27 protein-coding genes are annotated in these 24,130 nt (G+C 64.8%); 14 read left to right on the top strand and 13 right to left on the bottom strand.

Annotated features, from left to right (window positions below; translation table 11 throughout):
• Positions 1-76: 76 nt before the first annotated feature.
• From carA to ASE58_RS08945, 5 genes are all read left to right on the top strand, one after another.
• Positions 77-1,285, top strand: coding sequence for a glutamine-hydrolyzing carbamoyl-phosphate synthase small subunit (gene carA, locus ASE58_RS08925; protein WP_055820136.1), 1,209 nt, complete (start codon positions 77-79; stop codon positions 1,283-1,285).
• Positions 1,285-1,509, top strand: a complete 225-nt coding sequence (locus tag ASE58_RS08930; RefSeq protein WP_055755949.1) for a hypothetical protein — start codon at positions 1,285-1,287, stop codon at positions 1,507-1,509. The genes carA and ASE58_RS08930 overlap by 1 nt, the downstream gene beginning before the upstream one ends.
• On the top strand, positions 1,509-4,841 hold the full coding sequence (carB, locus tag ASE58_RS08935; RefSeq protein ID WP_055820139.1) for a carbamoyl-phosphate synthase large subunit: 3,333 nt from the start codon (positions 1,509-1,511) through the stop codon (positions 4,839-4,841). The genes ASE58_RS08930 and carB overlap by 1 nt, the downstream gene beginning before the upstream one ends.
• Before the next feature lie 89 nt (positions 4,842-4,930).
• Positions 4,931-5,407: a transcription elongation factor GreA gene (gene greA, locus ASE58_RS08940; protein WP_055755953.1), complete on the top strand. Its 477-nt coding sequence runs from the start codon at positions 4,931-4,933 to the stop codon at positions 5,405-5,407.
• Between the two features lie 6 nt (positions 5,408-5,413).
• On the top strand, positions 5,414-6,067 hold the full coding sequence (locus ASE58_RS08945; protein ID WP_055755955.1) for a rhomboid family intramembrane serine protease: 654 nt from the start codon (positions 5,414-5,416) through the stop codon (positions 6,065-6,067).
• Between the two features lie 136 nt (positions 6,068-6,203).
• On the opposite strand, the gene ASE58_RS08950 is transcribed toward ASE58_RS08945, so the two are convergent.
• The 5 genes from ASE58_RS08950 to ASE58_RS08970 all read right to left on the bottom strand — a co-directional run bounded on the left by ASE58_RS08950 (position 6,204) and on the right by ASE58_RS08970 (position 8,107).
• On the bottom strand, positions 6,204-6,425 hold the full coding sequence (locus ASE58_RS08950) for a DUF4170 domain-containing protein (protein WP_055755956.1): 222 nt from the start codon (positions 6,423-6,425) through the stop codon (positions 6,204-6,206).
• 90 nt (positions 6,426-6,515) lie between these two features.
• Positions 6,516-6,965 carry a DUF883 family protein gene (locus ASE58_RS08955; RefSeq protein ID WP_055755958.1) on the bottom strand — a complete coding sequence of 150 codons (450 nt, stop codon included), beginning with the start codon at positions 6,963-6,965 and terminating at the stop codon, positions 6,516-6,518.
• A gap of 4 nt (positions 6,966-6,969) precedes the next feature.
• Entirely contained in the window at positions 6,970-7,269 is a 300-nt protein-coding gene (locus ASE58_RS08960; protein WP_055755960.1) for a hypothetical protein, read from the bottom strand.
• Positions 7,266-7,601 (bottom strand): phage holin family protein, encoded by a 336-nt coding sequence (locus ASE58_RS08965; protein ID WP_055820143.1) that lies wholly within the window; start codon positions 7,599-7,601, stop codon positions 7,266-7,268. The genes ASE58_RS08960 and ASE58_RS08965 overlap by 4 nt, the downstream gene beginning before the upstream one ends.
• 8 nt (positions 7,602-7,609) lie before the next feature.
• The gene (locus ASE58_RS08970) at positions 7,610-8,107 is read right to left on the bottom strand and encodes a hypothetical protein (protein ID WP_156347679.1); all 498 of its coding nucleotides are present in this window, start codon (positions 8,105-8,107) and stop codon (positions 7,610-7,612) included.
• Positions 8,108-8,251: 144 nt separating this feature from the next.
• Here ASE58_RS08970 and eno point away from each other — a divergent pair, with 144 nt between their 5' ends.
• Positions 8,252-9,526: a phosphopyruvate hydratase gene (eno, locus tag ASE58_RS08975; RefSeq protein WP_055755964.1), complete on the top strand. Its 1,275-nt coding sequence runs from the start codon at positions 8,252-8,254 to the stop codon at positions 9,524-9,526.
• 61 nt (positions 9,527-9,587) lie between these two features.
• Here eno and ASE58_RS08980 read toward each other — a convergent pair whose 3' ends face one another.
• A complete protein-coding gene (locus tag ASE58_RS08980) occupies positions 9,588-10,313 on the bottom strand; it encodes a hypothetical protein (protein WP_055820144.1) in 726 nt (241 codons plus the stop codon).
• Positions 10,314-10,469: 156 nt separating this feature from the next.
• Positions 10,470-10,838, bottom strand: a complete 369-nt coding sequence (locus ASE58_RS08985; protein WP_055820149.1) for a tRNA-binding protein — start codon at positions 10,836-10,838, stop codon at positions 10,470-10,472.
• Positions 10,839-10,901: 63 nt separating this feature from the next.
• On the opposite strand from ASE58_RS08985, the gene ASE58_RS08990 reads away from it, so the two are divergent.
• The 3 genes from ASE58_RS08990 to ASE58_RS09000 all read left to right on the top strand — a co-directional run bounded on the left by ASE58_RS08990 (position 10,902) and on the right by ASE58_RS09000 (position 13,850).
• Positions 10,902-11,258 (top strand): FtsB family cell division protein, encoded by a 357-nt coding sequence (locus ASE58_RS08990; RefSeq protein WP_055755971.1) that lies wholly within the window; start codon positions 10,902-10,904, stop codon positions 11,256-11,258.
• A 101-nt stretch (positions 11,259-11,359) separates the two neighbouring features.
• Complete coding sequence (gene pdhA, locus ASE58_RS08995) at positions 11,360-12,409, top strand: pyruvate dehydrogenase (acetyl-transferring) E1 component subunit alpha (protein ID WP_055820153.1); 1,050 nt, start codon at positions 11,360-11,362, stop codon at positions 12,407-12,409.
• Position 12,410: 1 nt separating this feature from the next.
• A complete protein-coding gene (locus ASE58_RS09000) occupies positions 12,411-13,850 on the top strand; it encodes a pyruvate dehydrogenase complex E1 component subunit beta (RefSeq protein ID WP_055820156.1) in 1,440 nt (479 codons plus the stop codon).
• Between the two features lie 48 nt (positions 13,851-13,898).
• Here the strand turns inward: ASE58_RS09000 and ASE58_RS09005 are convergent, their stop codons facing one another.
• From ASE58_RS09005 to ASE58_RS09015, 3 genes are read right to left on the bottom strand one after another with little or no spacing between them, the layout of a single operon-like run.
• On the bottom strand, positions 13,899-14,603 hold the full coding sequence (locus ASE58_RS09005) for a TadE/TadG family type IV pilus assembly protein (protein ID WP_055820159.1): 705 nt from the start codon (positions 14,601-14,603) through the stop codon (positions 13,899-13,901).
• The gene (locus ASE58_RS09010; RefSeq protein ID WP_055820162.1) at positions 14,594-15,178 is read right to left on the bottom strand and encodes a TadE/TadG family type IV pilus assembly protein; all 585 of its coding nucleotides are present in this window, start codon (positions 15,176-15,178) and stop codon (positions 14,594-14,596) included. Before ASE58_RS09010 ends, ASE58_RS09005 begins: the two co-directional genes overlap by 10 nt.
• Positions 15,175-17,151 carry a TadE/TadG family type IV pilus assembly protein gene (locus ASE58_RS09015; RefSeq protein ID WP_055755981.1) on the bottom strand — a complete coding sequence of 659 codons (1,977 nt, stop codon included), beginning with the start codon at positions 17,149-17,151 and terminating at the stop codon, positions 15,175-15,177. Before ASE58_RS09015 ends, ASE58_RS09010 begins: the two co-directional genes overlap by 4 nt.
• Positions 17,152-17,260: 109 nt before the next feature.
• On the opposite strand from ASE58_RS09015, the gene ASE58_RS09020 reads away from it, so the two are divergent.
• Genes ASE58_RS09020 through ASE58_RS09035 form a run of 4 tightly spaced genes read left to right on the top strand, consistent with a single transcriptional unit; the run spans position 17,261 to position 20,685 of the window.
• Positions 17,261-17,899 (top strand): squalene/phytoene synthase family protein, encoded by a 639-nt coding sequence (locus tag ASE58_RS09020; RefSeq protein WP_055755982.1) that lies wholly within the window; start codon positions 17,261-17,263, stop codon positions 17,897-17,899.
• Positions 17,900-17,938: 39 nt separating this feature from the next.
• The gene (locus tag ASE58_RS09025) at positions 17,939-18,403 is read left to right on the top strand and encodes an EF-hand domain-containing protein (protein WP_055820166.1); all 465 of its coding nucleotides are present in this window, start codon (positions 17,939-17,941) and stop codon (positions 18,401-18,403) included.
• Positions 18,404-18,434: 31 nt separating this feature from the next.
• A complete protein-coding gene (locus ASE58_RS09030; protein ID WP_055820169.1) occupies positions 18,435-18,878 on the top strand; it encodes a MerR family transcriptional regulator in 444 nt (147 codons plus the stop codon).
• A gap of 4 nt (positions 18,879-18,882) precedes the next feature.
• Positions 18,883-20,685 (top strand): acyl-CoA dehydrogenase C-terminal domain-containing protein, encoded by a 1,803-nt coding sequence (locus tag ASE58_RS09035; protein WP_055820172.1) that lies wholly within the window; start codon positions 18,883-18,885, stop codon positions 20,683-20,685.
• Between the two features lie 61 nt (positions 20,686-20,746).
• On the opposite strand, the gene purC is transcribed toward ASE58_RS09035, so the two are convergent.
• From purC to ASE58_RS09050, 3 genes are all read right to left on the bottom strand, one after another.
• The gene (gene purC / locus ASE58_RS09040; protein WP_055755990.1) at positions 20,747-21,526 is read right to left on the bottom strand and encodes a phosphoribosylaminoimidazolesuccinocarboxamide synthase; all 780 of its coding nucleotides are present in this window, start codon (positions 21,524-21,526) and stop codon (positions 20,747-20,749) included.
• Between the two features lie 94 nt (positions 21,527-21,620).
• Complete coding sequence (locus tag ASE58_RS09045; protein WP_055820174.1) at positions 21,621-22,406, bottom strand: hypothetical protein; 786 nt, start codon at positions 22,404-22,406, stop codon at positions 21,621-21,623.
• Between the two features lie 74 nt (positions 22,407-22,480).
• Complete coding sequence (locus ASE58_RS09050; protein WP_200909329.1) at positions 22,481-23,344, bottom strand: alpha/beta hydrolase family protein; 864 nt, start codon at positions 23,342-23,344, stop codon at positions 22,481-22,483.
• 144 nt (positions 23,345-23,488) lie between these two features.
• On the opposite strand from ASE58_RS09050, the gene ASE58_RS09055 reads away from it, so the two are divergent.
• Positions 23,489-24,070 (top strand): TetR/AcrR family transcriptional regulator, encoded by a 582-nt coding sequence (locus ASE58_RS09055; RefSeq protein WP_156347681.1) that lies wholly within the window; start codon positions 23,489-23,491, stop codon positions 24,068-24,070.
• The last annotated feature ends 60 nt before the right edge of the window (positions 24,071-24,130 follow it).

Below are 24,130 nucleotides of genomic sequence, written 5' to 3' on the forward strand. Positions count from 1 at the left end.
TGACGCGGCGCGGGGTTGGGACTAGCCGCCACCGCTTAGCGACATCATCAGATTTACCCAGGAGTGCCCGCCCATCATGGCCGACGCCAAGCCATTCGCCATGCCCGAAGGAGCCACCGGGGTCCTCGTCCTTGCCAATGGCGACGTGCTGTGGGGCCGTGGCTTCGGCGCAGAGGGCGCCGCGGTCGGCGAAGTGTGTTTCCACACTGCCATGACCGGCTATCAGGAGATCATGACCGATCCGTCCTTCGCCGGGCAGGTCATTACCTTCACCTTCCCGCACATCGGCAATGTCGGCACCAACGTCGACGATGTGGAAGCGAACGACCCCCATGCGCTGGGCATGATCGTGCGCGAGGACGTGACCGCACCGTCGAGCTTCCGTTCGAACGAGCATCTGGATGCGTGGATGGCGCGGCACAACCGCATCGGCCTAGCGGGCATCGACACCCGCGCGCTGACCCGTCGCATCCGGCAGGGCGGCGCGCCGAACGGCGTCATCGCCCATTCGGCGACCGGCGAGTTCGACATTCCGACGCTGCTGGCACAGGCACAGGCATGGCCGGGGCTGGAGGGCATGGACCTTGCCAAGACCGTGTCGTGCGAAACCCATTATGGCTGGGCCGGCGGGGCGTGGCATCTGGGCAAGGGCTATGACGACAGCACCGCGGCCGGAAGTGTCGAGCCTGCCGCCGATGCCCGCCGCCCGCATGTCGTGGCGATCGATTATGGCAGCAAGCGCAATATCTTCCGCAACCTGGTTCACGCGGGTGCCGAAGTCACCGTGCTGCCAGCCACCGCAACCTATGAAGAGGTGATGGCGGCGAACCCCGACGGCATCTTCCTGTCGAACGGGCCGGGCGATCCCGCCGCGACGGGCGAATATGCGGTGCCGGTGATCCGCCAACTGCTCGACACCGGCAAGCCGCTGTTCGGCATCTGCCTCGGCCACCAACTGCTCGGCCTCGCGCTGGGCGCTAAGACGACCAAGATGCACCAGGGCCACCGCGGCGCGAACCATCCGGTCAAGCGCCTGTCGGATGGCGCGGTCGAGATCACTAGCATGAACCACGGCTTCGCGGTCGAACGCGATAGCCTGCCGGGGAACGTCCGCGAAACGCACGTGTCGCTGTTCGACGGATCGAATGCCGGGATCGAAACGGACGGTGGCCGTGCGTTCAGCGTGCAGTATCACCCGGAGGCATCGCCGGGTCCGCAGGATAGCTTTTATCTGTTCGAGCGGTTCGTCGGCATGATGCGCGAACCAGTAGCCGGGAATAACTGATGGCTACCGTTCGTAAGTTTGAAACTGACACGCTGCGTATCGCAAAGCCGCAGGAAGAGGTGACCGCTGTCGTTCGCTTAGTCGAATGTGATGGTGAGAAGATGATACAGATCGATACATTCGGTCGCGCATCGCGCGAGTTTCCAGGGAAATTGTCTCAGACAATCCGCCTTGATGAAGCCGCTTTCCGCAAATTTGTCGCTCTCGGGGACGACCACTTCTAATGCCAAAACGCACCGACATTTCGTCCATCCTCGTCATCGGCGCAGGGCCGATCGTCATCGGCCAGGCTTGCGAGTTCGATTATTCGGGCGTGCAGGCGATCAAGGCGTTGAAGGAGGAGGGCTATCGTATCGTCCTCGTCAATTCCAACCCCGCCACGATCATGACCGATCCGGAACTGGCCGACGCGACCTATGTCGAGCCGATCACCCCCGCGATCGTCGCCAAGATCATCGAGAAGGAGCGCCCCGATGCGGTCCTCCCGACGATGGGCGGACAGACGGCGCTGAACACCGCGCTCGCGCTGGCCAATGACGGGACGCTCGAAAAGTTCGGCGTGACGATGATCGGCGCCGATGCCGAGGCGATCGACAAGGCCGAGGACCGCCAGAAGTTCAAGGTCGCGATGGACAAGATCGGCCTCGAATCCGCGCGCAGCCACATCGCGCACAGCGAAGCGGAGGCGCTTGCTGGTCTCGAGCATGTCGGCCTGCCCGCGATCATCCGCCCGTCGTTCACGCTGGGCGGCACCGGCGGCGGCGTCGCCTACAACCGCGACGAGTTCCTGAAGATTGTCCGCGAAGGCCTCGACGCCTCTCCGACCACCGAGGTGCTGATCGAGGAATCGCTGCTCGGCTGGAAGGAATATGAAATGGAAGTCGTGCGCGACCGCGCCGACAATGCCATCATCGTGTGTTCGATCGAGAATATCGACCCGATGGGCGTCCATACCGGGGACTCGATCACCGTCGCCCCGGCGCTGACGCTGACCGACAAGGAATACCAGATCATGCGCAATGCATCGATCGCGGTACTCCGGGAAATCGGCGTCGAAACAGGGGGTTCGAACGTACAGTTCGCGGTCAATCCGAAGGACGGCCGCCTGATCGTGATCGAGATGAACCCGCGCGTGTCGCGCTCCTCGGCGCTGGCGTCCAAGGCGACCGGCTTCCCGATCGCGAAGGTCGCCGCCAAGCTTGCCGTCGGCTACACGCTGGACGAGATCACCAACGACATCACCGGCGCGACGCCGGCGTCGTTCGAACCGACGATCGATTACGTCGTCACCAAGATTCCGCGCTTCGCCTTCGAAAAGTTCAAGGGGTCGCAGGCGGTGCTGTCGACCGCGATGAAGTCGGTCGGTGAAGTGATGGCGATCGGCCGCAACATCCACGAATCGATGCAGAAGGCACTGCGCGGCCTCGAAACCGGCCTGTCGGGCTTCAATCAGGTCGATCGGCTGGTCGGCGCACCCCGCGCGGAGATCGAGGCGGCGCTGGCCGTCGCGACCCCCGATCGGTTGCTGGTCGCGGCCCAGGCGCTGCGCGAAGGCTTCACCGTCGCCGAAGTCCACGCCATCGCCAAATACGATCCGTGGTTCCTCGAGCGCTTGGCAGAAATCGTCGCTGCCGAGACCGAAGTTTGCACCAACGGCTTGCCCCAGGACGCGGCGGGCATGCGTCGCCTGAAATCCATGGGTTTCTCGGACAAGCGCCTGGCTTGGCTGGCGCTGCAGTCCGCCAACTTGCGCGGCATGGAACGCGGTATCCAGCGCGGCTCGGGCCTGATCCACGAGGTCGTCAAGATGATGACCGGTGGCGTGACCGAGGACGAAGTGCGCCAACATCGCCACAAATTGGGCGTGCGGCCGGTCTTCAAGCGCATCGACACCTGCGCCGCCGAGTTCGAGGCGAAGACGCCGTACATGTACTCGACCTACGAAGCGCCGACCTTCGGCGAGCCGGAGGACGAAAGCCAGCCGTCGGACCGTAAGAAGATCGTCATTCTCGGCGGTGGTCCGAACCGGATCGGGCAGGGGATCGAGTTCGATTATTGCTGCTGCCACGCATGCTTCGCGCTGGCGGATGCCGGCTATGAAACCATCATGGTCAACTGCAACCCGGAGACGGTCAGCACCGATTACGACACGTCGGATCGCCTGTATTTCGAGCCGCTGACCGCAGAGGACGTGCTGGAAATCCTGCATGTCGAACAGCAGAAGGGTGAACTGGTCGGGGTGATCGTGCAGTTCGGCGGTCAGACCCCGCTGAACCTCGCCCGCGCACTCGAAGCCGCCGGTATCCCGATCCTCGGCACCACGCCGGATTCGATCGATCTGGCCGAGGATCGCGAGCGCTTCGCCGATCTGGTCAATTCGCTCGGCCTGCTCCAGCCGGCCAATGGCCTTGCGCGCAGCCGCGACGAAGCGGCGGTGATCGCCGAGCGGATCGGCTATCCGGTGCTGATGCGGCCAAGCTATGTGCTGGGTGGCCGCGCGATGGAGATCGTCGACTCGCTCCAGCAGCTGGACGACTATATCCAGACCGCGGTGCAGGTGTCTGGCGACAGCCCGGTGCTGATCGATCAATATCTGCGCGACGCGATCGAGGTCGATGTTGATGCGATCGCCGACGGCGACGACGTGGTCGTAGCCGGCGTGCTGCAGCATATCGAGGAAGCCGGCGTCCATTCGGGCGACAGCGCCTGCTCGATGCCGCCCTACTCGCTCTCGGCGGACGTCATTGTCGAGATCGAACGGCAGACAGTGGCACTGGCCAAGGCGCTGAGCGTCAAGGGCCTGATGAACATCCAGTTCGCGGTCAAGGACGGCAAGGTCTATCTGATCGAGGTCAATCCGCGCGCCAGCCGCACGGTGCCCTTCGTCGCCAAGGCGATCGGCACGCCGGTCGCCAAGATCGCGGCGCGAGTGATGGCTGGCGAGAAGCTGGCCAACCTGCCCGTAATCGACCGCAACATCGATCACGTGGCCGTCAAGGAAGCGGTATTCCCTTGGGGTCGCTTCCCCGGCGTCGATCCGGTTCTCTCGCCCGAGATGAAGTCCACCGGCGAAGTCATGGGAATCGATAGCGATTTTGCCACGGCCTTCGCCAAGGCACAGATGGGCGCGAGCATCGTCCTGCCCAAGAGCGGTACGGTGTTCGTGTCGGTCAAGCATGGCGACAAGCCGGTGATCCTGCCGGGCGTGCAGCTGCTGGTCGAGCTGGGCTTCCGGATCGTCGCCACCAGCGGCACTGCCGATTACCTGTCCGAAAACGGCGTGCCGGTCGAACGGGTCAACAAGGTCGCGCAGGGCCGTCCGCACATCGTCGACAAGATCTTCGACGGCGATATCGCGATGATCTTCAACACGACCGAAGGGTGGCAGTCGCTGAAGGATTCGGAATCGATCCGCGCCTCGGCCCAATCGCAGAAGGTGCCGTATTTCACGACGGCCCCGGCCAGCGTCGCGGTGGCGCAGGCCATTCAGGCGCTGGGCGCCCGGTCCCTTGAAGTACGGCCGCTCCAGTCCTATTATTCGCAATCGCACAACTGATCCCCATCAGCGAAAAGTTGCGCGCGGACGGGCCTTGACGGGTCCGTCCGTGTGGCGGGGGCAATGATAGAAAAAGGGACGCGCGCGCGATGGCGACGGTCGAAAAGATGCCGATGTTGCAGGAGGGCTATGACCGCCTGACGGTGCACCTCAAGCAGTTGAAGGTGGAACGGCCGCAGATCATCGACGCGATCGAGGAAGCACGCGCGCACGGCGACCTGTCGGAAAACGCCGAATATCATGCGGCGAAGGAACGGCAGGGCCAGATCGAGGCGTCGATCGCCGATATCGAGGACAAGCTGTCGCGCGCGCAGGTTATCGATCCGAAGGACCTGTCGGGCGACAAGGTAGTGTTCGGCGCGACCGTCACCCTGCTCGACGAAGACGACAAGACGGTCGTGTACCAGATCGTGGGCCAGACCGAGGCGGACGCGAAGTCGGGCCGTATCTCGTACAATTCGCCGATGGGCCGCGCGCTGATCGGGCGGAAGGTCGACGATGATGTCGAGGTGACGGTGCCGTCGGGTGACCGCTACTACCAGATTTCGAAGATCGAGTTTATCTAAACCGCCATGTTCGAACAGCGTTCGTCACCGGCGATCCTGACGATCGGCGGATTGATCGCGTGCGTGAGCGCGTGGTTGATCCTGACGGGCGGGGTGTGGAGCGCGTCGATCGCGGCGGGCTTCGTGCCGTTGCGTTTGACCAGCAACATCGCATCCATCGAAGGGTTTGCGCCGTTCGTGCCGGTGTGGCTGACGCCGATCACCGCCGCGTTCATCCATGATGGTTGGCTGCATCTCGGCTTCAACCTGCTGAGCCTGGCGATCGTCGGGACGCCGACCCAGCGGGCGGTCGGCCTACGGGGTGTGATCGTGCTGTTGCTGGTCGGAGCCTATGCTTCGATCGCGGCGCAGTGGCTGGCCGGGCCGACCTCGCCCGCGCCGATGATCGGGGCGAGCGGCGCGATCTCGGCGTTGATCGGGGCCTATGCGCTGTTGTTCGGCGGGGCAAAGGCCAAGCCGATCGGGCCGATCCCCGCGCATGTCGTTCATGCGATCTGGCTAGGCATATTCTGGACCGCGCTGAACCTGTTCATCGCTTGGTCGAGTGCGGGCAGCGAGATGCCGATCGCCGGCGCGGCGCATGTCGGCGGGTTCATTGCCGGCATGGTGCTGTTGCGGCCGTTGTTGCTGTGGCGCTGGGGGCGACAAACGGCGGCTTAGTTTGCTGCACCTTCAGCGGCCTCACCCGTTCGCTTCGAGCCTATCGAGAACCGCAGCCAAGAGATGGGCACCCCAAGCGAGGTGTTCTCGACGGTTGCTTCCCGGCAGGCTCGAAACGGACGAGCCGGGCAGCGGCTTAAGCCGCCGGCAGTTCCGGCTCCAGCAGGCGGTGAAGATGCACCACCACATATTTCATCTCGGCATCGTCGACCGTCCGCTGGGCGGCGGCGCGCCATGCCTTTTCGGCGCTGGCATAATCGCCGAAGATGCCGACGATATCGATCGCTTTCAGGTCGGCGAAATCGAGCGTGCGCGGATCGGCCACGCGGCCGCCGAAGACGAGGTGGAGTTTGCTCATGGTCGTTCCCGCAGTGCAAAAAGAATACGCCCCGTCGCATAGCGGACGGAGCGTACCCTTCAACCCATAAGTTGCCGAAGCCGGTGCGGATCAGCCCTTGATCGCGCTTTTCCCGCTATCGGTCGCGGCCTGGACCACGTTCGAGAAGACCGAACGCAGCTGCTCCTTCGCGCCGTCCTTGCTGGGCAGCGCGGCGGCGAGCTGTTCCTTGCCGACGTCGCGTGCCGTCGTCGCAGCAGCGGTCGCCGCTGCCGACAGCTTGCGACCGAGCGGTGCCAGCGTCTTCGATTCCTGCGCGGTGCGTGGGAGCAGCGCGCCGACAACAGCACCGAGGGCCAAGCCACCGGCCAGAACGGCGAGCGGGTGCGTCTCGATCGTGTCCTGCGCCCGCACGGCAGCGTCATGCGCGGCGTCCGAGGCGCGCTTTGCTGCATCGTGCGCCGCGTCGCTGGTCGCGTGGGCGGCGGTTGCGGCCTTGTCCTTGATCGTGTCGATCGTGCCGGGGGTGGTCGCGGTCGGGGCGGTCTTGAGTTCACTCATGATGCTAATCCTTGTTCGGGGCGGTCGGTGGCAGGGGCGGGGGCGGAGGAGCCTTGCGGAACAGACCCATGATCCGTTTGCGGGCAAGCAGCGCGACCAGGCCGGTCGCGACGCCGGCGGCGACACCGGGCCGTTCGCGGATGACGGCCACGCCCTCTTCAGCCTTGTCGCGCAGGTCGTCTGCGACGCCCGAGGCGATGGTGGCGGGCGACAGGCGATGCCTTGCTTCGGCCAAACTGGCCTTCAGTCGGGCACGCTTGACCAGGACATCGGCCTGCGCGGCGGCGAGCGAGGGCGGGATCAATGTCGGTCTCCAAGTGGTGCCATAACCCGCTTGAACCCGGTCACCGCCATCTTGGCCAGCAGTCCGGCGATGGCCAGCGCCACGACGACGACCAGCAACGTGGCCCAACCCGGCCCCATCATCGCTTGCAGCGACAGGATCGCGCCGACCAGCAGTGCAGCGACCGCCGACAGGGCGATCACCACCGCGCAAGCCGCCATTCCTACGGCGATGCCGGCTTGCGACCCGCGTGTGCTGGCCACCGTCTTCCAAAGCGTCATCTCTGCCTGGGCATACGCCTTGGCATCGTCGACTACGCGGGTGACGACCGTTCCCAGTCCCTCATCCCCCATGATCGGGCTCAGCCCTTGATCGACGGGGTGGTGTCGGTATCGACCCCGGCCTTGACGATGCGCGCCAGCACGAAGCCGAGCGCCGCAGCAGTACCGATCGCGATCGCCGGGCTCTTGCGCACGAAATCGCTGGCGTCGGCGAGCAGGTCCTCGACCTCCTTGCCCCGCAGGCCGTCGGAAAAGCCCGAAATCGCCTTGGCGGCCGAGCGGGCATACTGGCCATATTGTTCGCCCAGCTTTTCATCGACCGTGCCGGCGGCATCTTCCATCAGCTTGGAAAATTCATCGAGTGCACCGGCCGCCCGCGCCTTGCCCTCATCGGCCAGACCGCGTGCCTTTTCGGTCGCCTTGGCCGACAGCTTCGATGCTTCGTCCTTCAGCGTCTGCTTGGCACCGCCCACGGTGTCGCTGGTGCCGGTCGTGGTAACGGGGGGCAGGTCGGTGTCGATCACGACACTGCTGTCGTTGCTCGTCGGCGAAATACCGGTCCGATTGAAGTCGGTCATAACGAATCCTTTCGTCGTTTCGGTAGGAAAACCATGCGGCAGTGCGGCGGTTCCGTCGTGCGTAGAGGATTTGCGGGCGGCGGGCCGAATGGATAGAGGAGCCGCGACCAAGCCGTTTCGCACGGACATAAAAGGAGTCGTTACGTGACCGCAATCATCCAGGTGCATGGCCGCCAGATCCTCGACAGCCGTGGCAACCCGACCGTCGAGGTTGATGTGCTGCTGGAAGACGGCAGCTTCGGCCGCGCCGCGGTTCCGTCGGGCGCATCGACCGGCGCGCATGAAGCCGTCGAAAAGCGCGATGGCGACAAGGGCGTCTATCTGGGCAAGGGTGTGCTGGCCGCCGTCGAAGCGGTCAATGGCGACATTGCCGAAGCGGTGCTGGGCATGGATGCCGAGGACCAGAGCGACATCGACGAAGCGATGATCCAGCTCGACGGGACCGAGAACAAGGGCCGGTTGGGCGCGAACGCGATCCTGGGCGTCAGCCTTGCGGTCGCGAAGGCGGCGGCGGATGCGCGCGGGCTGCCGTTGTATCGCTATGTCGGTGGCGTTTCGGCGCACCTGCTGCCGGTGCCGATGATGAACATCATCAACGGCGGCGAGCATGCCGACAACCCGATCGATTTCCAGGAATTCATGGTCATGCCGGTCGGTGCGGACAGCATCGCCGAAGCGGTTCGCTGCGGGTCGGAAATCTTCCACACGCTGAAGAAGGGCCTGTCGGAGAAGGGTCTGTCGACCTCGGTTGGCGACGAGGGCGGCTTCGCCCCGGCGCTCAACAGCACGATCGATGCGCTCGACTTCATCATGCAGAGCATCGAGCGTGCCGGGTACAAGCCTGGCGAGGACGTGATGCTGGCGCTCGACTGCGCCGCGACCGAATTCTTTAAGGGCGGTCGCTATGAAATGGTCGGCGAAGGCAAGTCGCTGACCCCACACGAGATGGCCGATTATCTGGCCGACCTCGCCGCGCGCTACCCGATCCTGTCGATCGAGGACGGTATGGGCGAGGACGATTTCGAAGGCTGGAAGGCGCTGACCGACAAGATCGGCGATAAGGTACAGCTGGTCGGGGACGACCTGTTCGTCACCAATCCGAAGCGTCTGGCCATGGGTCTGGAGCAGGGCCTCGCCAACTCGCTGCTGGTGAAAGTCAACCAGATCGGCACGCTGAGCGAGACGCTGGAAGCGGTGAACCTGGCGCATCGCAACCGCTACACCGCCGTCATGTCGCACCGTTCGGGCGAGACCGAGGATTCGACCATCGCCGACCTCGCCGTTGCGACCAACTGCGGTCAAATCAAGACCGGGTCGCTGGCGCGCTCGGATCGGCTTGCCAAGTACAACCAGCTGATCCGCATCGAGGAAGAGCTGGCCGGCGCGGCGCGCTATGCCGGGCGTTCGATTCTGCGCTGATCGGACACGGTGCTACAGAAAAGGGGCGTCGGCGCAGGTCGGCGCCCTTTTTCGTGGGCTCCTAATCGGTATCGCCGGGGTCCCAGAACAGTCCAAGCGTCACCATCGCTGCGATCGCGGCCCGGCGCTCCGCTGTCCCGCGTGGCAGGATGAGCCGCCGGGTGCCGGTGCCGTTGGTTTCGATGGCGCCGACAACGCGTCCGCTGCGATCGGACAGGACATAGCCGATCGGGGCCTCCAGCGGCTGGCGACCACCGGTCATCGCGTGGCGCGAATCGATCGTCAGCGTCGTACCGTCGATGTCGACCGTGCCGAGGCGCGGTGCGGCCGGTGTCGGCCGCAGCGGCCGGATGCCGGACAGGTCCATGCCGCCCGCGTCGCGGCCATCGACGCGATAGGCGCAGGCAAGCCGCATCGGGCGGAGTGTTTCGCTGACGCTCAACCCACCGCTCTGCTGTTGTCCCTCGACCCGGCCATAGCGGCAGCGCCCCTCGATCCGGCCATCGGTTTCGCTACCGGACAGGTCGAAGCGCAGGGTGCCGGTGCGCGCCACCACCGCCTGTGTCACCTCGCCCCAAGGATCATCGCTCCATTCGCGCGTCGCACCGACCGCGCGGCGACGGACATGACCCTGCGCGCCGCCCAGCCGGAAATCGCCATCCTGCCAGCCCGGAATGCCGGTCATGTCGACCCGCTGCCCGGCAGGCGCGATTGCTTCGAAACCCTCCATCGTCGCCAGCGTGCAGCCGCTGGCTAGCAACGTCACCGCGATCATCCCGATTTTCACGACAGCATCCCCCCTTGTCTTCCATGCGCAATGATCGTCATGGTTGGTTGGCTGTAAGTCGAGCGACGAATGATCGAACGGTCGGTAGCGACGGCGGCGGTCGGCATTGCCACCGCGTGACGCCAACGGCAGGCTCTTGAGCTGCGACAACCGGCGTCAGAATAGCCGCCCGCCGTCCGGCACCCGCTGATCGGGGGCGAAAAGCACTACAGCGCCGCCCGCGTCGGGAAAGCCGAGCGTCAGCACTTCCGACACGAATTTCCCGATCTGGCGCGGTGGAAAATTGACCACCGCCGCGACCTGTCGCCCGATGAGGCCCGCGCAGTCGTAATGTTCGGTGATCTGGGCGCTCGACCGCTTCCGCCCGATCACCGGGCCGAAATCGATAACCAGCTTGATCGCCGGCTTGCGCGCTTCCGGATAGGGTTCGGCCGACACGATCGTGCCGACGCGGATGTCGACGCGCAGGAACGTGTCGAAATCGGTCGGATCGGTCAGCTGTGCAGGGTCGTGGACAAGGTGCATATCGGCTCCGATCGGCTTTACATACGGCTTGCGTGCAACGGGCCTATACCCGACATACGCGCCATGCCGCGTTCCTCCCCCCTTCGCCAGATGCTCAAGCGTGCCGGATGGCCGGCGCTGGTGATCCTCGTCATGGGGTTCTTCGCCTATCACGCGGTCCTGGGGCCGAATGGGGTGCTCGCGTATCGCGATTATCAGCGCAAGCTGACCATGCGGAAGGCGCAATATGCGTGTCTCGAAAAGGTGCGCGCCGACCTGCGCAATCGGGTCGAGCTGCTCGATCCGCGCCACGCCGATCCCGATATGGTCGACGAGCTGGTCCGCCGAAAGCTGAACGTCGCGCATCCCGACGAATTCATCGTGCCGATCGCCGGCGAGGCGGCGGCGCGGTCGCGTTGCGGAATCCGGCTGGACGACTGATTTACGCAGCGTCAGGTACGCCGCGTTGGTTGCGCGGGACAGGAAATCACGCCATAGGCGGCGCTCCTAACCCATCCTTTCAGGAACGAGGCATCCGAACCGTGGCAAAAGCACCGGCGCAAGGCCGCACGAGCGAACCCGTCATTCCCAATCGCGAACGGCCGGGGGAGCCAAAGCGGTACGAAGCGTCGAAAGAAGAGCTGCTTTCCTTCTACAAGGAAATGCTGCTGATCCGCCGTTTCGAAGAGAAGGCGGGGCAGTTGTACGGCCTCGGCCTGATCGGTGGTTTCTGCCACCTGTATATCGGCCAGGAAGCCGTTGCGGTCGGCCTGCAGTCGGCGCTCGAATCCGGCAAGGACTCGGTCATCACCGGCTATCGCGACCATGGCCACATGCTCGCCTACGGTATCGATCCCAAGGTCATCATGGCCGAACTGACCGGGCGTGAGGCTGGCATCAGTCGCGGTAAGGGCGGGTCGATGCATATGTTCTCGACCGAGCATAAGTTCTACGGCGGCCACGGCATCGTCGGTGCGCAGGTGTCGCTGGGCGCGGGGCTGGCCTTCGGGCACAAGTACAGCAACGACGGCGGCGTCTGCATGGCCTATTTCGGCGATGGCGCCGCGAACCAGGGCCAGGTGTACGAATCGTTCAACATGGCCGAGCTGTGGAAGCTCCCGATCATCTTCGTGATCGAGAACAACCAGTACGCCATGGGCACCAGCGTCAACCGCGCTTCGGCCGAGGACCAGCTGTACAAGCGTGGCGAGAGCTTCCGCATTCCGGGTGTCCAGGTCGACGGCATGGATGTGCTGGCGTGCCGCGGTGCCGCCGAAACCGCGCTCGAATGGGTGCGTTCGGGCAAGGGGCCGATCATCCTCGAGATGAAGACCTATCGCTATCGTGGCCATTCGATGTCCGACCCGGCCAAGTATCGCAGCCGCGACGAAGTGCAGGCGATGCGCGACAATTCGGACCCGATCGAGGGCCTGAAGCGCGAGCTGAACGCCGCCGGCGTGCAGGAAGACGAGCTGAAGGCGATCGAGGCCGAAATCCGCAAGGTGGTGAACGCCGCCGCCGATTTCGCCGAGAGCGCGCCGGAACCGGACGCCAAGGAACTGTACACCGACGTGCTGGTGGAGACCTACTGAGATGCCGATCGAACTGAAGATGCCGGCGCTGTCGCCCACGATGGAAGAAGGCACGCTGGCCAAGTGGCTCGTCAAGGAAGGCGACACGGTCAAGTCGGGCGACATCATGGCCGAGATCGAGACCGACAAGGCGACGATGGAATTCGAAGCGGTGGACGAGGGCACGATCGCCCAGATCCTGATCGCCGAGGGCACCGATAACGTGAAGGTCGGCGCGGTCATCGCGATTCTCGCCGCCGAGGGCGAGGACGTTGACGCCGCCAAGTCGGCCCAGCCGACGGAAGCACGCGCTGGCGAAGCCGCCGCCGCGACGCCGAAGGCCGACGAAAGGAACGACGACAAGGGCCCGCCCGCGCCCGAAGGAACGTCGCAGCAGCACGCCGAAACCGGCGCGCGTCAGCTGTTCGACGCCGCCGACCAGGAAGGCGAGACCGATCCGGAAATCCCGGCCGGCACCGAAATGGTCAAGACCACGGTTCGCGACGCGCTGCGTGATGCGATGGCCGAGGAAATGCGTGCCGACGACCGCGTGTTCGTGATGGGCGAGGAAGTCGCCGAATATCAGGGCGCGTACAAGGTCACGCAGGGCCTGTTGGCCGAGTTCGGCGACCGTCGCGTCATCGACACGCCGATCACCGAATACGGCTTTGCCGGCATCGGTACTGGTGCGGCGATGGGTGGGTTGCGGCCGGTTATCGAGTTCATGACGTTCAACTTCGCCATGCAGGCGATCGACCACATCATCAATTCGGCGGCCAAGACCAACTACATGTCGGGCGGCCAGATGCGGTGCCCGATCGTGTTCCGTGGGCCCAACGGCGCGGCCAGCCGCGTCGGCGCGCAGCATTCGCAGAACTATGGCCCGTGGTACGCCAGCGTTCCCGGCCTGATCGTGATCGCGCCCTATGACGCGGCCGATGCGAAGGGCTTGCTGAAGGCGGCGATCCGCTCGACCGATCCGGTCGTCTTCCTCGAAAACGAGTTGATGTACGGCCGCTCGTTCGACGTGCCCAAGCTCGACGATTTCGTCCTGCCGATCGGCAAGGCGCGGATCATGAAGCCGGGCAAGGACGTGACGATCGTCAGCTATTCGATCGGCGTCGGCCTCGCGCTCGAAGCCGCCGAGAAGCTGGCGGGCGAAGGCATCGACGCCGAAGTGATCGACCTGCGCACGCTGCGCCCGCTTGACACCAAGACGGTGCTGAAGTCGCTGAAGAAGACCAACCGCCTGGTCGTGGTCGAGGAAGGTTGGCCGACCTGCTCGATCGCGTCGGAAATCGCCGCGGTGGTCATGGAAGAAGGCTTCGACGACCTCGACGCGCCGGTGCTGCGCGTGACCAACGAGGACGTCCCGCTGCCCTATGCCGCCAACCTTGAAAAGCTGGCACTCATCACCAGCGACAAGGTGGTCGCGGCGGTGAAGAAGGTCACCTACAAGTAAGGCGCTGCCGCTGCGGATCGGAAAAACCGGTTCGCAGCGGCCCCTTCGTCATTCGGTGTAGAAGGTGCAGAGCATCCGCTGCGTCACTTTCGGCACTGAATCGACCACCCCGGTCAGCAGTTCGCGATTGTCCCGCACGATGAACGATGCGGTCTGCCGCAGCTTGCGCGCGCCCAGGAAATAGGGCGAGATCAGCGGCTGATAGTCGTAATTGACCTCTACGAAGATCACCGCGGAATTGTCCGGTGCCACGACCTTCGTGCCGCCGCTGCCCATGCCGGTGAACCCGCTGCCGGACGTGCCGCCATCGCCCTCGCTGCCGAAGCTCGAATCATAGCCGGGGCCGGACTTTACCCCGACGCAGCGCTGCCAGTGAATCCACTGCGCGCCGTTCTTCTTTTCCAGGCTGGAAATGGTGACGCGTCCGTTCGCGGTCAGCGACAGGTTCTTCGCCTGCTGGCGCAGCCCTTCGATCACCTCGTTGATATCGGATTCGCGAAGTTGCTGCGTCGCCATGTTGGTGTCGACCCCGACGCGCGAGATATTGTCGGCCAGCGCCATCGTCGCCTGGCTCAGCCGCAGCTGGGCGATGCCGAAATTGCACAGCTCGACCGCATACAGCCCGATCGGCAGCACGACCGGCAGCGACACCGCGAATTCGAGCATGGCGACGCCGCGCCGGTCCCGCCAGAATTGGCGGAGGCGGGCCAGCAATGCCGGCGCCGGTGCGGGATTGCGGGGGATCAGGTACATATCGTCTCCGGCGCATTGACGCCTTGCGAGCCGTAAGGCTGGTTCTTGAGCGCGGTCGAGGAAGAGATTTCCTGCGTCGGCGGCAGGCCCATCAGGCCCGTCAGCGGAAACAGCCGGGGATAGGTGACCCGCATGGTATAGACGGTGACGTCGTTCGCGCCGCCCTGTCCCTCATTGCCCGGATCGGTATCCCACCGCTTGTTGCCGTTGATATCCGAAAAGCATTCGCCGGGATCGTAGCGATTATTATGATTGGCGTCGTCAAACGTCTCGGGGGCGATGCTGGCGAAGCCGCGATAATATTTGCGGTTGCTCTGCCAGGTCAGGTTGTTGGCGACCGGGCGCATCTGGGCGATGACGGCCGCGTCCATCCGGGCCAGTGTATCGTTCCCGCTATTGCCCTCCAGCGTGCCGCGCCGTGCGGCCTGCTGTACCGCGCCGGTCAGGATCGCCTGTGCGTAGGAGCGGTAGCACAGGTCGAACAGCCCCATCAGTAGCAGCAGCATGACCGGCGCGAGCAGCGCGAATTCGACGAGCGTCGCACCGCGCCGGTCGCCAAGGACCCGGCGCATCATTTCGATACCCGCAGCTTGGCGATCTGCGCCGCGATATTGCTGAACGCGGTGTTCAGCTGCGCGGTATTCGCCGCCTGGAACGCACGCCCGTCAGCGGCGCATTGCTCCAGCATCGGGCTGAGCGTCGTGCCGAACGCGATGACCCAGACGGTGATGTTCTTGCGGCGCGCGACGTCGCACAGCGCGCCCAGCCGGTTGGCCACGATCGTGTTCTGCTGATCATCCGTCGGCATGCCGTTGGTACGACGCTGGTCCAGCGCGGGCAGGCCGTAGGCGTCGTAAATCTGTCGGCCGGTATCGGTCTGCCCGTCCGTCATGAAGATCAGGTGACGCGATATCTGGCTGCCATTCGCAGCAGTCGCATTTTCGCTAGCGAACAGCCCGTTCGGCGAGATCAGTCGCAGGCCCCAGAGAAATCCGATATCGTGGTAGGTGCCACCACCGACAGCCAGCGAGTTTACATAGCTGACCATGTTCCCACGGTTCATAACCGCCAGTTTTTTCGCGGGGGTCGGGCAATAGGCCAGTCGGTTGCCATTGGTGTTGTAGCTTCCGACGTTTTGCAGATTGCTGGTCGTGCTGACCATCGCTGTCTGCCAGTCGTAGAGATTGTTCCGAACATACACCAGATAGGGTAGCCAAGGCTTCCATCGCGTCGCCGGATCCGATGTCGGTATCATGTCCACGTCGAGGTCGTACGCGGCGTCGGGGATGCTCGGATAAGTATCCTGCTTGACGGTTTGCCGCTCTTCGATGCACGCCGTGCTCGCATCCCACGAAATATCGCGGAACGTGTGATTGTCGCCGACTTGGACGCTGATCGTACCGCCGCTGACCGTCGACCCCGTACCCTTCAGGGCACGCACGTCATATTCGACCGGACGATACTGCCAAACATAGTTGGTCTTATTGGTGGTAACCGTTTTTCCCTTGTTCGGGTTTGGTTTGCGATAGTCGATTCTCGTCTGGATCGTATTGTCGAACCAATCCTCGGTAACGGTGCAAATCCCGTTCGCAAGGTTCCCTGTGAACTTGCTACCGGTAATATTCCAGCGACTGGATTGGGATTGGCGGCCGTCTGCTGGCCCAGTCCAAGCATCATATTTGATAGGGGTTTCTTTGTAGCTATTACCGGGAACAGCGCAAGTTTCGGCCGCGGTCTTTGTTATTCGACGGCCGCTATCGCCACTTTCCTTCGTCCACCCAGACCAGCCATCCCAGACATAGGGATTGTTGTCGACGTAGGATGAGCTGCTGGTCGTGGTCCCGTCAGGAATGCGCGACTGATATGTCCATCGGTCGGCAATCCATTCCGGCTTCAGCAACATGCCGACATTGACGTTGGACGAATAGGGGACTGCGCCGTAGCGAACCTGAGTCCCGGTTTTCTTTGCCGACTCAACCGTATCGTAGAAATTTACTACGGCTTTGCGCAGGCCGGTGATCTTATTCGCGCTGTCGCCGGGGTTGGTGTCACCCATCGACCCGGTGGTATCGAGCACGAACATGATGTCGAGGTTCGGGATTTCCAGCTTCGCCTCGCAGGCGACCGAAAGGCTCACTGGTGCGAAGCCGGCCATCCGCATCAGCGTCATCGGCACCGTAGCGCTCGCGGTTCCGGCCACCTGGTTTTCGGCTGTCTTGACCGGCACGAACGACGGGGATTGCGATCCCATCATCCCGGCCCTGAAATTATTGGCGAAAAACGCCTGCGCCTGCTGCTGCGCATTGGCGTTGAAATCGGTGCCGTTCATGAACTTGCGACCGGCCAGCACGCCTGCGTCGCAGGCCTGTTGCAGCCGCACTTTCACATAATATACGCGGGCGGTGTCGATCGCCGATCCGGCCATCCCGACCAGCGGCACCAGTGCGATCGCCATCATCGCGAGGGTGTTGCCGCGGCGGTCGCGCGCCAGCCGGCCGAGGATGCCCCCGGCCTGTTCCTTGTGCCGCCCGTCCGCCGATCCGATCATGCCCGCCCAGTCCGATTGCCATGGCGCAGGAATCGAGACCTGCGCACATCACAGGCTTTCATGCCCGAGCGGGGTTGACGGATGTTTAAGATGCGGGCTGATCGCCGCGATGCACCACGATCCCGAACGCGGCCTCGCGCTGGCCTATGCCCCCGATGACGGTCGTCGTGCCGCATTGTCCGCCCTGCTGGCGCTCGACGCGGCGCTGGGCGATGTGGTGCGATCGACAACGCAGCCCGCGCTGGGGCAGATCCGGCTGGCATGGTGGCGCGAGCAGCTGGTGAAGCTGGACGATGCCGCGCCGCCGGCGATGCCGGTGCTGGAGGCACTGTCGCGCGATGTTCTTCCGCGGGGGGTGAGCGGCCGCGCGCTGTCGGGGATCGTCGATGGCTGGGACGTGCTGATCGAGGAAGAGGCGCTGGACGATGCGGCGCTCGAGCGCTTCGCCGTGGAACGCGGCGGGCGGCTGTTCGCGCTGGCGGCGGCGATGCTGGGTGGTGATGCGGCCGTGGCCGAGCGGCTGGGGCAGGGATGGGCGCTGTTCGACCTTGCCCGGCACCAGAGCGATGCCGCCGTCGCGGCGCGGGCCGATCGGCAGGCCGGGGTCAGGCTGGCCGGGCCGCTTGGCGGAGTCGCGCGGTCGCTCGGCATGTTGGCGCTGTCCGCCCGGCTGGAACTGGACGGCGTGCCGCAGGGCGGGCCGAAGCGCGCCGCGCGGCTGATGTGGTTCGGGCTTGCCGGACGGTGACGGTTCGCGTGTAACGGGTGCGCAATAGGGGGACGGGCGATGTGGCGATTCTTGGCAGGGGTGGGATCGGCGCTGGCGCTGGTCGCGGCGGGGCTCTTCCTATTCCGCAGCGACGCGGCGACCGAGAAACTGCCCCCGCCGCCGGCCATGGCCGCCGCCCTGCCGCAAGCGGACGCGCCGCTGCCCGACGATCCCCCCGCCGCGACGGCACGCACGCGCGAGCAGAAGCGTTTCGACCGCTATGACAAGGATCGCGACGGTCGGATCACGCGCGACGAATATCTGGCGTCCCGACGCAAGGCCTATGCGAAGCTCGACACCAATGGCGACGGGCGGCTGAGCTTCGATGAATGGGCGGCAAAGACGGCGACCAAGTTCGCGACCGCCGACAAGGGGCGGGATGGCGCACTGGATGCCGGCGAGTTCGCGACCACGGCGGTGAAGCGCAAGCCCAAGCGCCGGGCGGACTGTCCGCCCGCGGCCCCAGCTGCGGAAGAGACTTGACGTTCACGTCAACGTAAGGCAATTTACTGGCATGGCAGCTTCCCCCGCTCTCATCGCCGAATCGAACGAGGCCGACCGCTTCTCGATCACCGACCTGTGCAACGAGTTCGGCGTCACGGCGCGGGCGCTGCGCTTCTATGAGGATGAAGGGCTGATCGCGCCGGAGCGGCGGGGCCTTGCCCGCATCTATTCGCAGCGCGACCGCGCGCGACTGGCGTGGATTTTGCGCGGCAAGCGCGTCGGGTTCAGCCTGGCCGACATTCGCGAGATGATCGACCTGTACGATATCGGCGATGGCCGGGTCGTGCAGCGGCAGGTGACGATGCAGAAGTGTCGCGACCGCATCACCCTGCTCGAAAACCAGCGCCGCGATATCGACGCCGCGATCGCCGAACTGGGCGAATTCGTCGCGACGATCGAGGCGCTACCCCATCAGACCGCCCCGCAAGAGGGCGTTTCCCCGGAGAAGGATTGAACCCATGCCCAGCTATACCCCGCCGGTTCGCGATACCCGATTCATCCTCGACCATGTGCTGAAGATCGGCGACCATGCCGCGTTGCCCGGTTTCGCCAATGCCACGCCCGATACCGTCGAGGCGGTGCTGGAAGAGGGTGGGCGCTTCGTTGCGGAGGTGCTGTTCCCGCTCAATGCCTCGGGCGATCAGCAGGGTTGCACCCGCCATGCCGATGGCAGCGTGACCACGCCGGAGGGGTTCAAGGACGCCTATCGCCAGTTCGTCGAATCGGGCTGGGGCACGTTGTCGGCGCCGGAACAGTTTGGCGGGCAGGCGATGCCGCATGTCGTGGCGACCGCGTTCGAGGAGTATCTGATCTCCGCCAACATGGCGTTCGCGATGTATCCGGGGCTGACCCACGGTGCGATTGCCGCGCTGCTGGTGAAGGGCTCGCCCGAACAGCAGGCGATGTATGTGCCCAAGATGGTGTCGGGCGAATGGGGCGGCACCATGAACCTGACGGAGCCGCAGTGCGGCACTGATCTGGGCCTCATCAAGACGCGCGCCGTACCGAACGACGACGGGTCTTGGGCGATCACCGGGACCAAGATTTTCATCTCGTCGGGCGAGCATGACCTTACCGACAATATCATCCACCTCGTCCTCGCCAAGACGCCGGGCGCGCCGGAAAGCTCGAAGGGGATTTCGCTGTTCGTCGTGCCGAAGTTCCTGGTGAACGACGACGGATCGCTGGGGGAGCGCAACCCGGTCAGCTGCGGCTCGATCGAGCACAAGATGGGCATCCACGCCAATTCGACCTGCGTCATGAACTATGACGGGGCGAAGGGCTGGCTGGTCGGTGAGGAGACGAAGGGCCTGGCCGCGATGTTCATCATGATGAATGCGGCGCGCCTCGGCGTCGGGTTGCAGGGGCTGGGCGTGGCGGAAACCGCGTACCAGAATGCGGTGATCTATGCGGGCGACCGGCGGCAGGGGCGGGCGCTGACCGGCCCGGCTCAGCCGCAGGAAAAGGCCGATACGCTGTTCGTCCATCCAGACGTCCGCCGGATGCTGATGGAGGGCAAAGCGCTGACCGAGGGCCTGCGCGCGCTGTGCCTGTGGGGTGCGTTGCAGGTCGATCTGGCGCATATGAGCGAGGATGCGGCGGCGCGCGAGTTGGCCGACGATCTGGTCGGGCTGCTGACCCCGGTCATCAAGGGCTATGGCACCGACAAGGGCTATGACGTCGCGACCAACGCGCAGCAGGTCTATGGCGGGCACGGCTACATCGCCGAATGGGGCATGGAGCAATATGTCCGCGATGCCCGGATCGCGATGATCTATGAAGGCACCAACGGCGTGCAGGCGATGGATCTGGTCGGTCGCAAGCTCGCGCAGAATGGCGGCCGGGCGATCCAGCATTTCTTCCGCATCGTCGCCGAAGAGATCGCGGCCGCCAAGGGAGCCGACGCGACCCGTGATTTCGCCGAGCGGCTGGAGCGGGGCCTCAAGGACCTGCAGGCCGCGACCATGTGGTTCATGGCCAACGGGATGCAGAACCCGAACAATGTCGGGGCCGGCGCGCATTCGTACATGCACATCATGGGCATCGTCGCGACCGGCCTGATGTGGCTGCGGATGTTGACCGCGGCGGAGGCGCTGGCGGCGGCGGGCGAGGGCGATCCGGCGTTCATCGAGGGCAAGCGGGTGACGGCGCGTTTCTATGCCGAGCGGATCGTTCCCGACGCCGGCGCGCTTCGTCGCAAGATCGAGGGCGGGGCGGATTCGGTCATGGCGCTCGACCCGGCGCTGTTCGCGCGGGGGTAGGACCTAGCAAATACGTACCCCCGCGCAGGCGGGGGTACGATACTATTTTGGCTTTAGCGCCTTACTTCTCGCGCTTCTTGCGATGCGTCTCAAGGTCGAGGACCGCCGAATCGGCACCCTCCGGCAGCAGGCCCAGCCGCCGCGCGACTTCCTGATACGCCTCGACTTCGCCGCCCAGGTCGCGGCGGAAGCGATCCTTGTCGAGCTTTTCGTTGGTGGTCATGTCCCACAGGCGGCAACCGTCGGGGCTGATCTCGTCGGCCAGGATGATCCGGCTGAAATCATTGTCCCAGATGCGACCGAATTCGAGCTTGAAGTCGACCAGCCGGATGTTGATCGCCGCGAACATGCCCGACAGGAAGTCGTTCACGCGGATCGCCATGTCGGCCATCTCGTGCAGTTCGTCCTGCGCGGCCCAGCCGAAGCACAGGATATGCTCGTCCGACACCATCGGATCACCGAGCGCGTCGTCCTTGTAATAATATTCGATGATCGTGCGCGGGAGCTGCTGCCCCTCTTCGATGCCCAGCCGCTTGCTGATCGAACCGGCGGCAACGTTGCGCACCACGACTTCGATCGGCACGATCTCGACCTGGCGGATCAGCTGCTCGCGCATGTTCAGGCGGCGGATGAAGTGGGTCGGCACGCCGATATTGCCGAGCAGCGTGAAGACATGCTCGGAAATCCGGTTGTTCAGCACGCCCTTGCCGTTGATCGTACCCTTTTTCTGGGCATTGAAGGCGGTGGCGTCGTCCTTGAAATACTGGATCAGCGTACCCGGCTCCGGACCCTCATAGAGGATCTTTGCCTTGCCTTCGTAGATCTGGCGGCGGCGAGCCATGCGATTCCCTTCAACGAAACGGCGTGGGCCAGAGCAGTCGTGTCCGGCCCCCTGCGGAAAGCCGCCGCATAGCCGAAGGGGCGCGCCCGCGCAATCAGCCCGCGCGCGATGCCTTGACCGGCAGGAGCGGACGGACGCGGCGCCACAGCAGCAGGCCGAGCAACGCCAGCAGCAACGGCGGCAGGGCAAGTCCGATCAGCGCAAGCGCCGTGCCGACCGTCCAGCGTGCCGAGGCGACCGCGAGGTCGGCGGCACGGGTGAAGGGCGATGCCGGGTCGAAGCCGCGGATCGCCTGGCCGGAATGATATTCGAACACGACCGGCGTCGTGGCCAGCGCGGCGCGTTGTTCGGCGATGGCGGCAGCGGCCTCGCGTTCCGATCCGGTCGCGGCGGCGCGTTGCCGTTCCAGTTCGGCGCGGGCTTCGCGGGTGGTGGCGCCGCTGCGGGCGTCGATCGCGGCGCGTTCGGCGGATGCTGCCGCGCCGGCCTGCGCCAGTTGGTCGATCTTTGCGCCGGCATCCTCGCCGGTGATCTCGGAATCGAGCAGCATGCCGTCCGCTGCCTCTACCCCGCGAATGCCGTCCCGGCCGAACGCACGCGCGAGGTCGGGTGCCAGCGAAAAACCGAGCGTCGCCGTGATATCGTTCTCCTCGCTGCGGCTGTAGCGCATGCCGGTGATGCGGCAGCGCGCGATGCCAAGCCGTTCGCAGGTGGCGGCATGCGCTTCCTGGATGGCGGCGATCCGCGCGGCGGGCAGGCGAAAGCCATAGCGGTAGGAGAAGGCGACACCCGGCGCGGCGGTGACGTTGATGCCGGGGGCTGCTTCGTCGGACATATCCTGCGGCGCCTGGCTACACCCGGCCAGAATCAACGCCGCCATAACAGGAACTCGGTACCGCATACGCCACCTTTGCCTTAATTGAGGCTGAAATGTGGCGCAAATATGGCGATTGGTCAAGCCGGGGGCATGATCCGGTGCAGCATCGCGACCGTCGCGTCCCATGCGGCGGTGTCCGGCGCGATGAGTTCGACATGTCCGGTGTCGGCGATCTCGTGCAGCGTCACCGTGTCGCCCCGCTCGCGCGCCAAGGCGGCAAAGGCTGGTGCCATGCGGGCCGGCACGATGCGGTCGTCGCGCCCGTTGACCAGATCGATCGGCACGCCGAGCGGCAGCAGACAGGTGACCGAGGTATCGGCAAAGCGATCGGGCCGATCGCCTACCAGCTGCATGATTACCTCGGTACCGCAGCCGTTGTCGGGGCTCGCCTCGACCGCGGCGAGATCGGGCAGTCCGCCGAGGCTGACGACCTGCGCGATCGACAGCGGATCGCCCTGCGCCAGCATGCTGCCCGCCGGCAGGCGATGGCGCGCGGCGAGCCACAGCGCCAGATGCCCGCCCGCCGAATGGCCGAGCGCAACGATTCGTGACAGGTTCAGGGCGTGCGCATCGGCATGGATGCGAAGCAGGTCGGCGGCGTCGGCGACATCGCGGAAGGTGCCCGGATATCCGCCACCATCGCGATCGACGCCGCGATAGTCGATGTTCCAGACCGCGAATCCGCGTTCCCGCAGGTCCGCCGCCACCCAGTCCATCAGCCGCCGATCGGCGATCGCGCTCTGCCAGCATCCGCCATGGACCATCAGTATCGTAGGCCAGCGCCCGGCGGCGGGCCGCCCGGCGGGCAGCCACAGGTCGACGACCTGCAGGCTGTCGTCGCCATAGCGGAATTGATGGTCGGGGTCGGGCCGCGACCGCGCGGTCAGGTCGGGCCACTCCATCGGGGTCCAGGGAATGTCGGGCTTGCGGGGCGGTGTCATATGGTCAATTTTGCAACAGCTGCCGCGAAACGACAATCAAACGGTAATATCGTATAATAAATTGTGACTTGCCGGGCGGTTGGAGGTAAGAGGCAGTGGGGAAGGGCAGCGCTGTCCTGTGGACGGCAGCAGGGGGCGTGTACCGTGGGTAGAATTCGTACGATCGAGCGTGACAAGCTGTTGGATGCCGCCGAAGCGGTCACGATGGAAAAGGGGCCGACGGGCCTGACCATCGCGGCGGTGGCCGAACGGATGGGCATCACCAATGGCGGTGTCCAGTACAGCTTCCGCAGCAAGGAATCGCTGATCGCGGCGATGTTCGAACGCTGGCAGCAGGAATATGCCGAGTACATGATCGAACTGGGCGCCGTTCCCGAGGACGAGGCATCGCGCGTCCGGGCGCATATCGCCTATGGCGCCAATTACGAGGACCGGTCGAAGCGGGGGGCGCCGACGCTGCTGGTCTCGCTGCTCAATTCGCCGCAGCATATGACGCAGGTGCGTCGCTGGTACCGCAACCGTATCGACGCGATCGACCTGTCGACCGATGAGGGGCGTTGGCTGCGGCTCGCCTTCGTCGCGATGGAGGGTGCGTTTTTGATGCGGTTGTTCGGGCTGATCGACATGAAGAGTGACGAATGGCACTCGATCGTCGCCGATATCTGGGCATTGGTTGACGGAAAACTGCCGCAGGCGGATCGGGAGTCGGGACGACAGGCCGCCTGATCCCGGTTCGTTCCATTTCGCCCCTCGCGGGGGGCGCATTCCCCTGCTATCGCAGGTGCG

Origin of the sequence: Sphingomonas sp. Leaf9 (assembly GCF_001421355.1) — a bacterium.
Taxonomy (GTDB): Bacteria; Pseudomonadota; Alphaproteobacteria; order Sphingomonadales; family Sphingomonadaceae; genus Sphingomonas.

Coding starts and splice junctions, on each gene's coding strand:
- ASE58_RS08945 (WP_055755955.1), top strand. CDS start 5,414: ATGTTCGAACAGCGTTCGTCACCGGCGATCCTGACGATCGGCGGATTG.
- ASE58_RS08965 (WP_055820143.1), bottom strand. CDS start 7,601: ATGGGGGATGAGGGACTGGGAACGGTCGTCACCCGCGTAGTCGACGAT.
- ASE58_RS09045 (WP_055820174.1), bottom strand. CDS start 22,406: ATGGCGGCGTTGATTCTGGCCGGGTGTAGCCAGGCGCCGCAGGATATG.
- ASE58_RS09025 (WP_055820166.1), top strand. CDS start 17,939: ATGTGGCGATTCTTGGCAGGGGTGGGATCGGCGCTGGCGCTGGTCGCG.
- ASE58_RS09005 (WP_055820159.1), bottom strand. CDS start 14,603: ATGTACCTGATCCCCCGCAATCCCGCACCGGCGCCGGCATTGCTGGCC.
- ASE58_RS09020 (WP_055755982.1), top strand. CDS start 17,261: ATGCACCACGATCCCGAACGCGGCCTCGCGCTGGCCTATGCCCCCGAT.
- ASE58_RS08990 (WP_055755971.1), top strand. CDS start 10,902: ATGCCGCGTTCCTCCCCCCTTCGCCAGATGCTCAAGCGTGCCGGATGG.
- ASE58_RS09000 (WP_055820156.1), top strand. CDS start 12,411: ATGCCGATCGAACTGAAGATGCCGGCGCTGTCGCCCACGATGGAAGAA.
- carA (WP_055820136.1), top strand. CDS start 77: ATGGCCGACGCCAAGCCATTCGCCATGCCCGAAGGAGCCACCGGGGTC.
- ASE58_RS09030 (WP_055820169.1), top strand. CDS start 18,435: ATGGCAGCTTCCCCCGCTCTCATCGCCGAATCGAACGAGGCCGACCGC.
- ASE58_RS09010 (WP_055820162.1), bottom strand. CDS start 15,178: ATGATGCGCCGGGTCCTTGGCGACCGGCGCGGTGCGACGCTCGTCGAA.
- ASE58_RS09035 (WP_055820172.1), top strand. CDS start 18,883: ATGCCCAGCTATACCCCGCCGGTTCGCGATACCCGATTCATCCTCGAC.
- greA (WP_055755953.1), top strand. CDS start 4,931: ATGGCGACGGTCGAAAAGATGCCGATGTTGCAGGAGGGCTATGACCGC.
- ASE58_RS08955 (WP_055755958.1), bottom strand. CDS start 6,965: ATGAGTGAACTCAAGACCGCCCCGACCGCGACCACCCCCGGCACGATC.
- purC (WP_055755990.1), bottom strand. CDS start 21,526: ATGGCTCGCCGCCGCCAGATCTACGAAGGCAAGGCAAAGATCCTCTAT.
- ASE58_RS08950 (WP_055755956.1), bottom strand. CDS start 6,425: ATGAGCAAACTCCACCTCGTCTTCGGCGGCCGCGTGGCCGATCCGCGC.
- ASE58_RS08985 (WP_055820149.1), bottom strand. CDS start 10,838: ATGCACCTTGTCCACGACCCTGCACAGCTGACCGATCCGACCGATTTC.
- ASE58_RS09015 (WP_055755981.1), bottom strand. CDS start 17,151: ATGATCGGATCGGCGGACGGGCGGCACAAGGAACAGGCCGGGGGCATC.
- carB (WP_055820139.1), top strand. CDS start 1,509: ATGCCAAAACGCACCGACATTTCGTCCATCCTCGTCATCGGCGCAGGG.
- ASE58_RS08970 (WP_156347679.1), bottom strand. CDS start 8,107: ATGACCGACTTCAATCGGACCGGTATTTCGCCGACGAGCAACGACAGC.
- ASE58_RS09050 (WP_200909329.1), bottom strand. CDS start 23,344: ATGACACCGCCCCGCAAGCCCGACATTCCCTGGACCCCGATGGAGTGG.
- ASE58_RS08930 (WP_055755949.1), top strand. CDS start 1,285: ATGGCTACCGTTCGTAAGTTTGAAACTGACACGCTGCGTATCGCAAAG.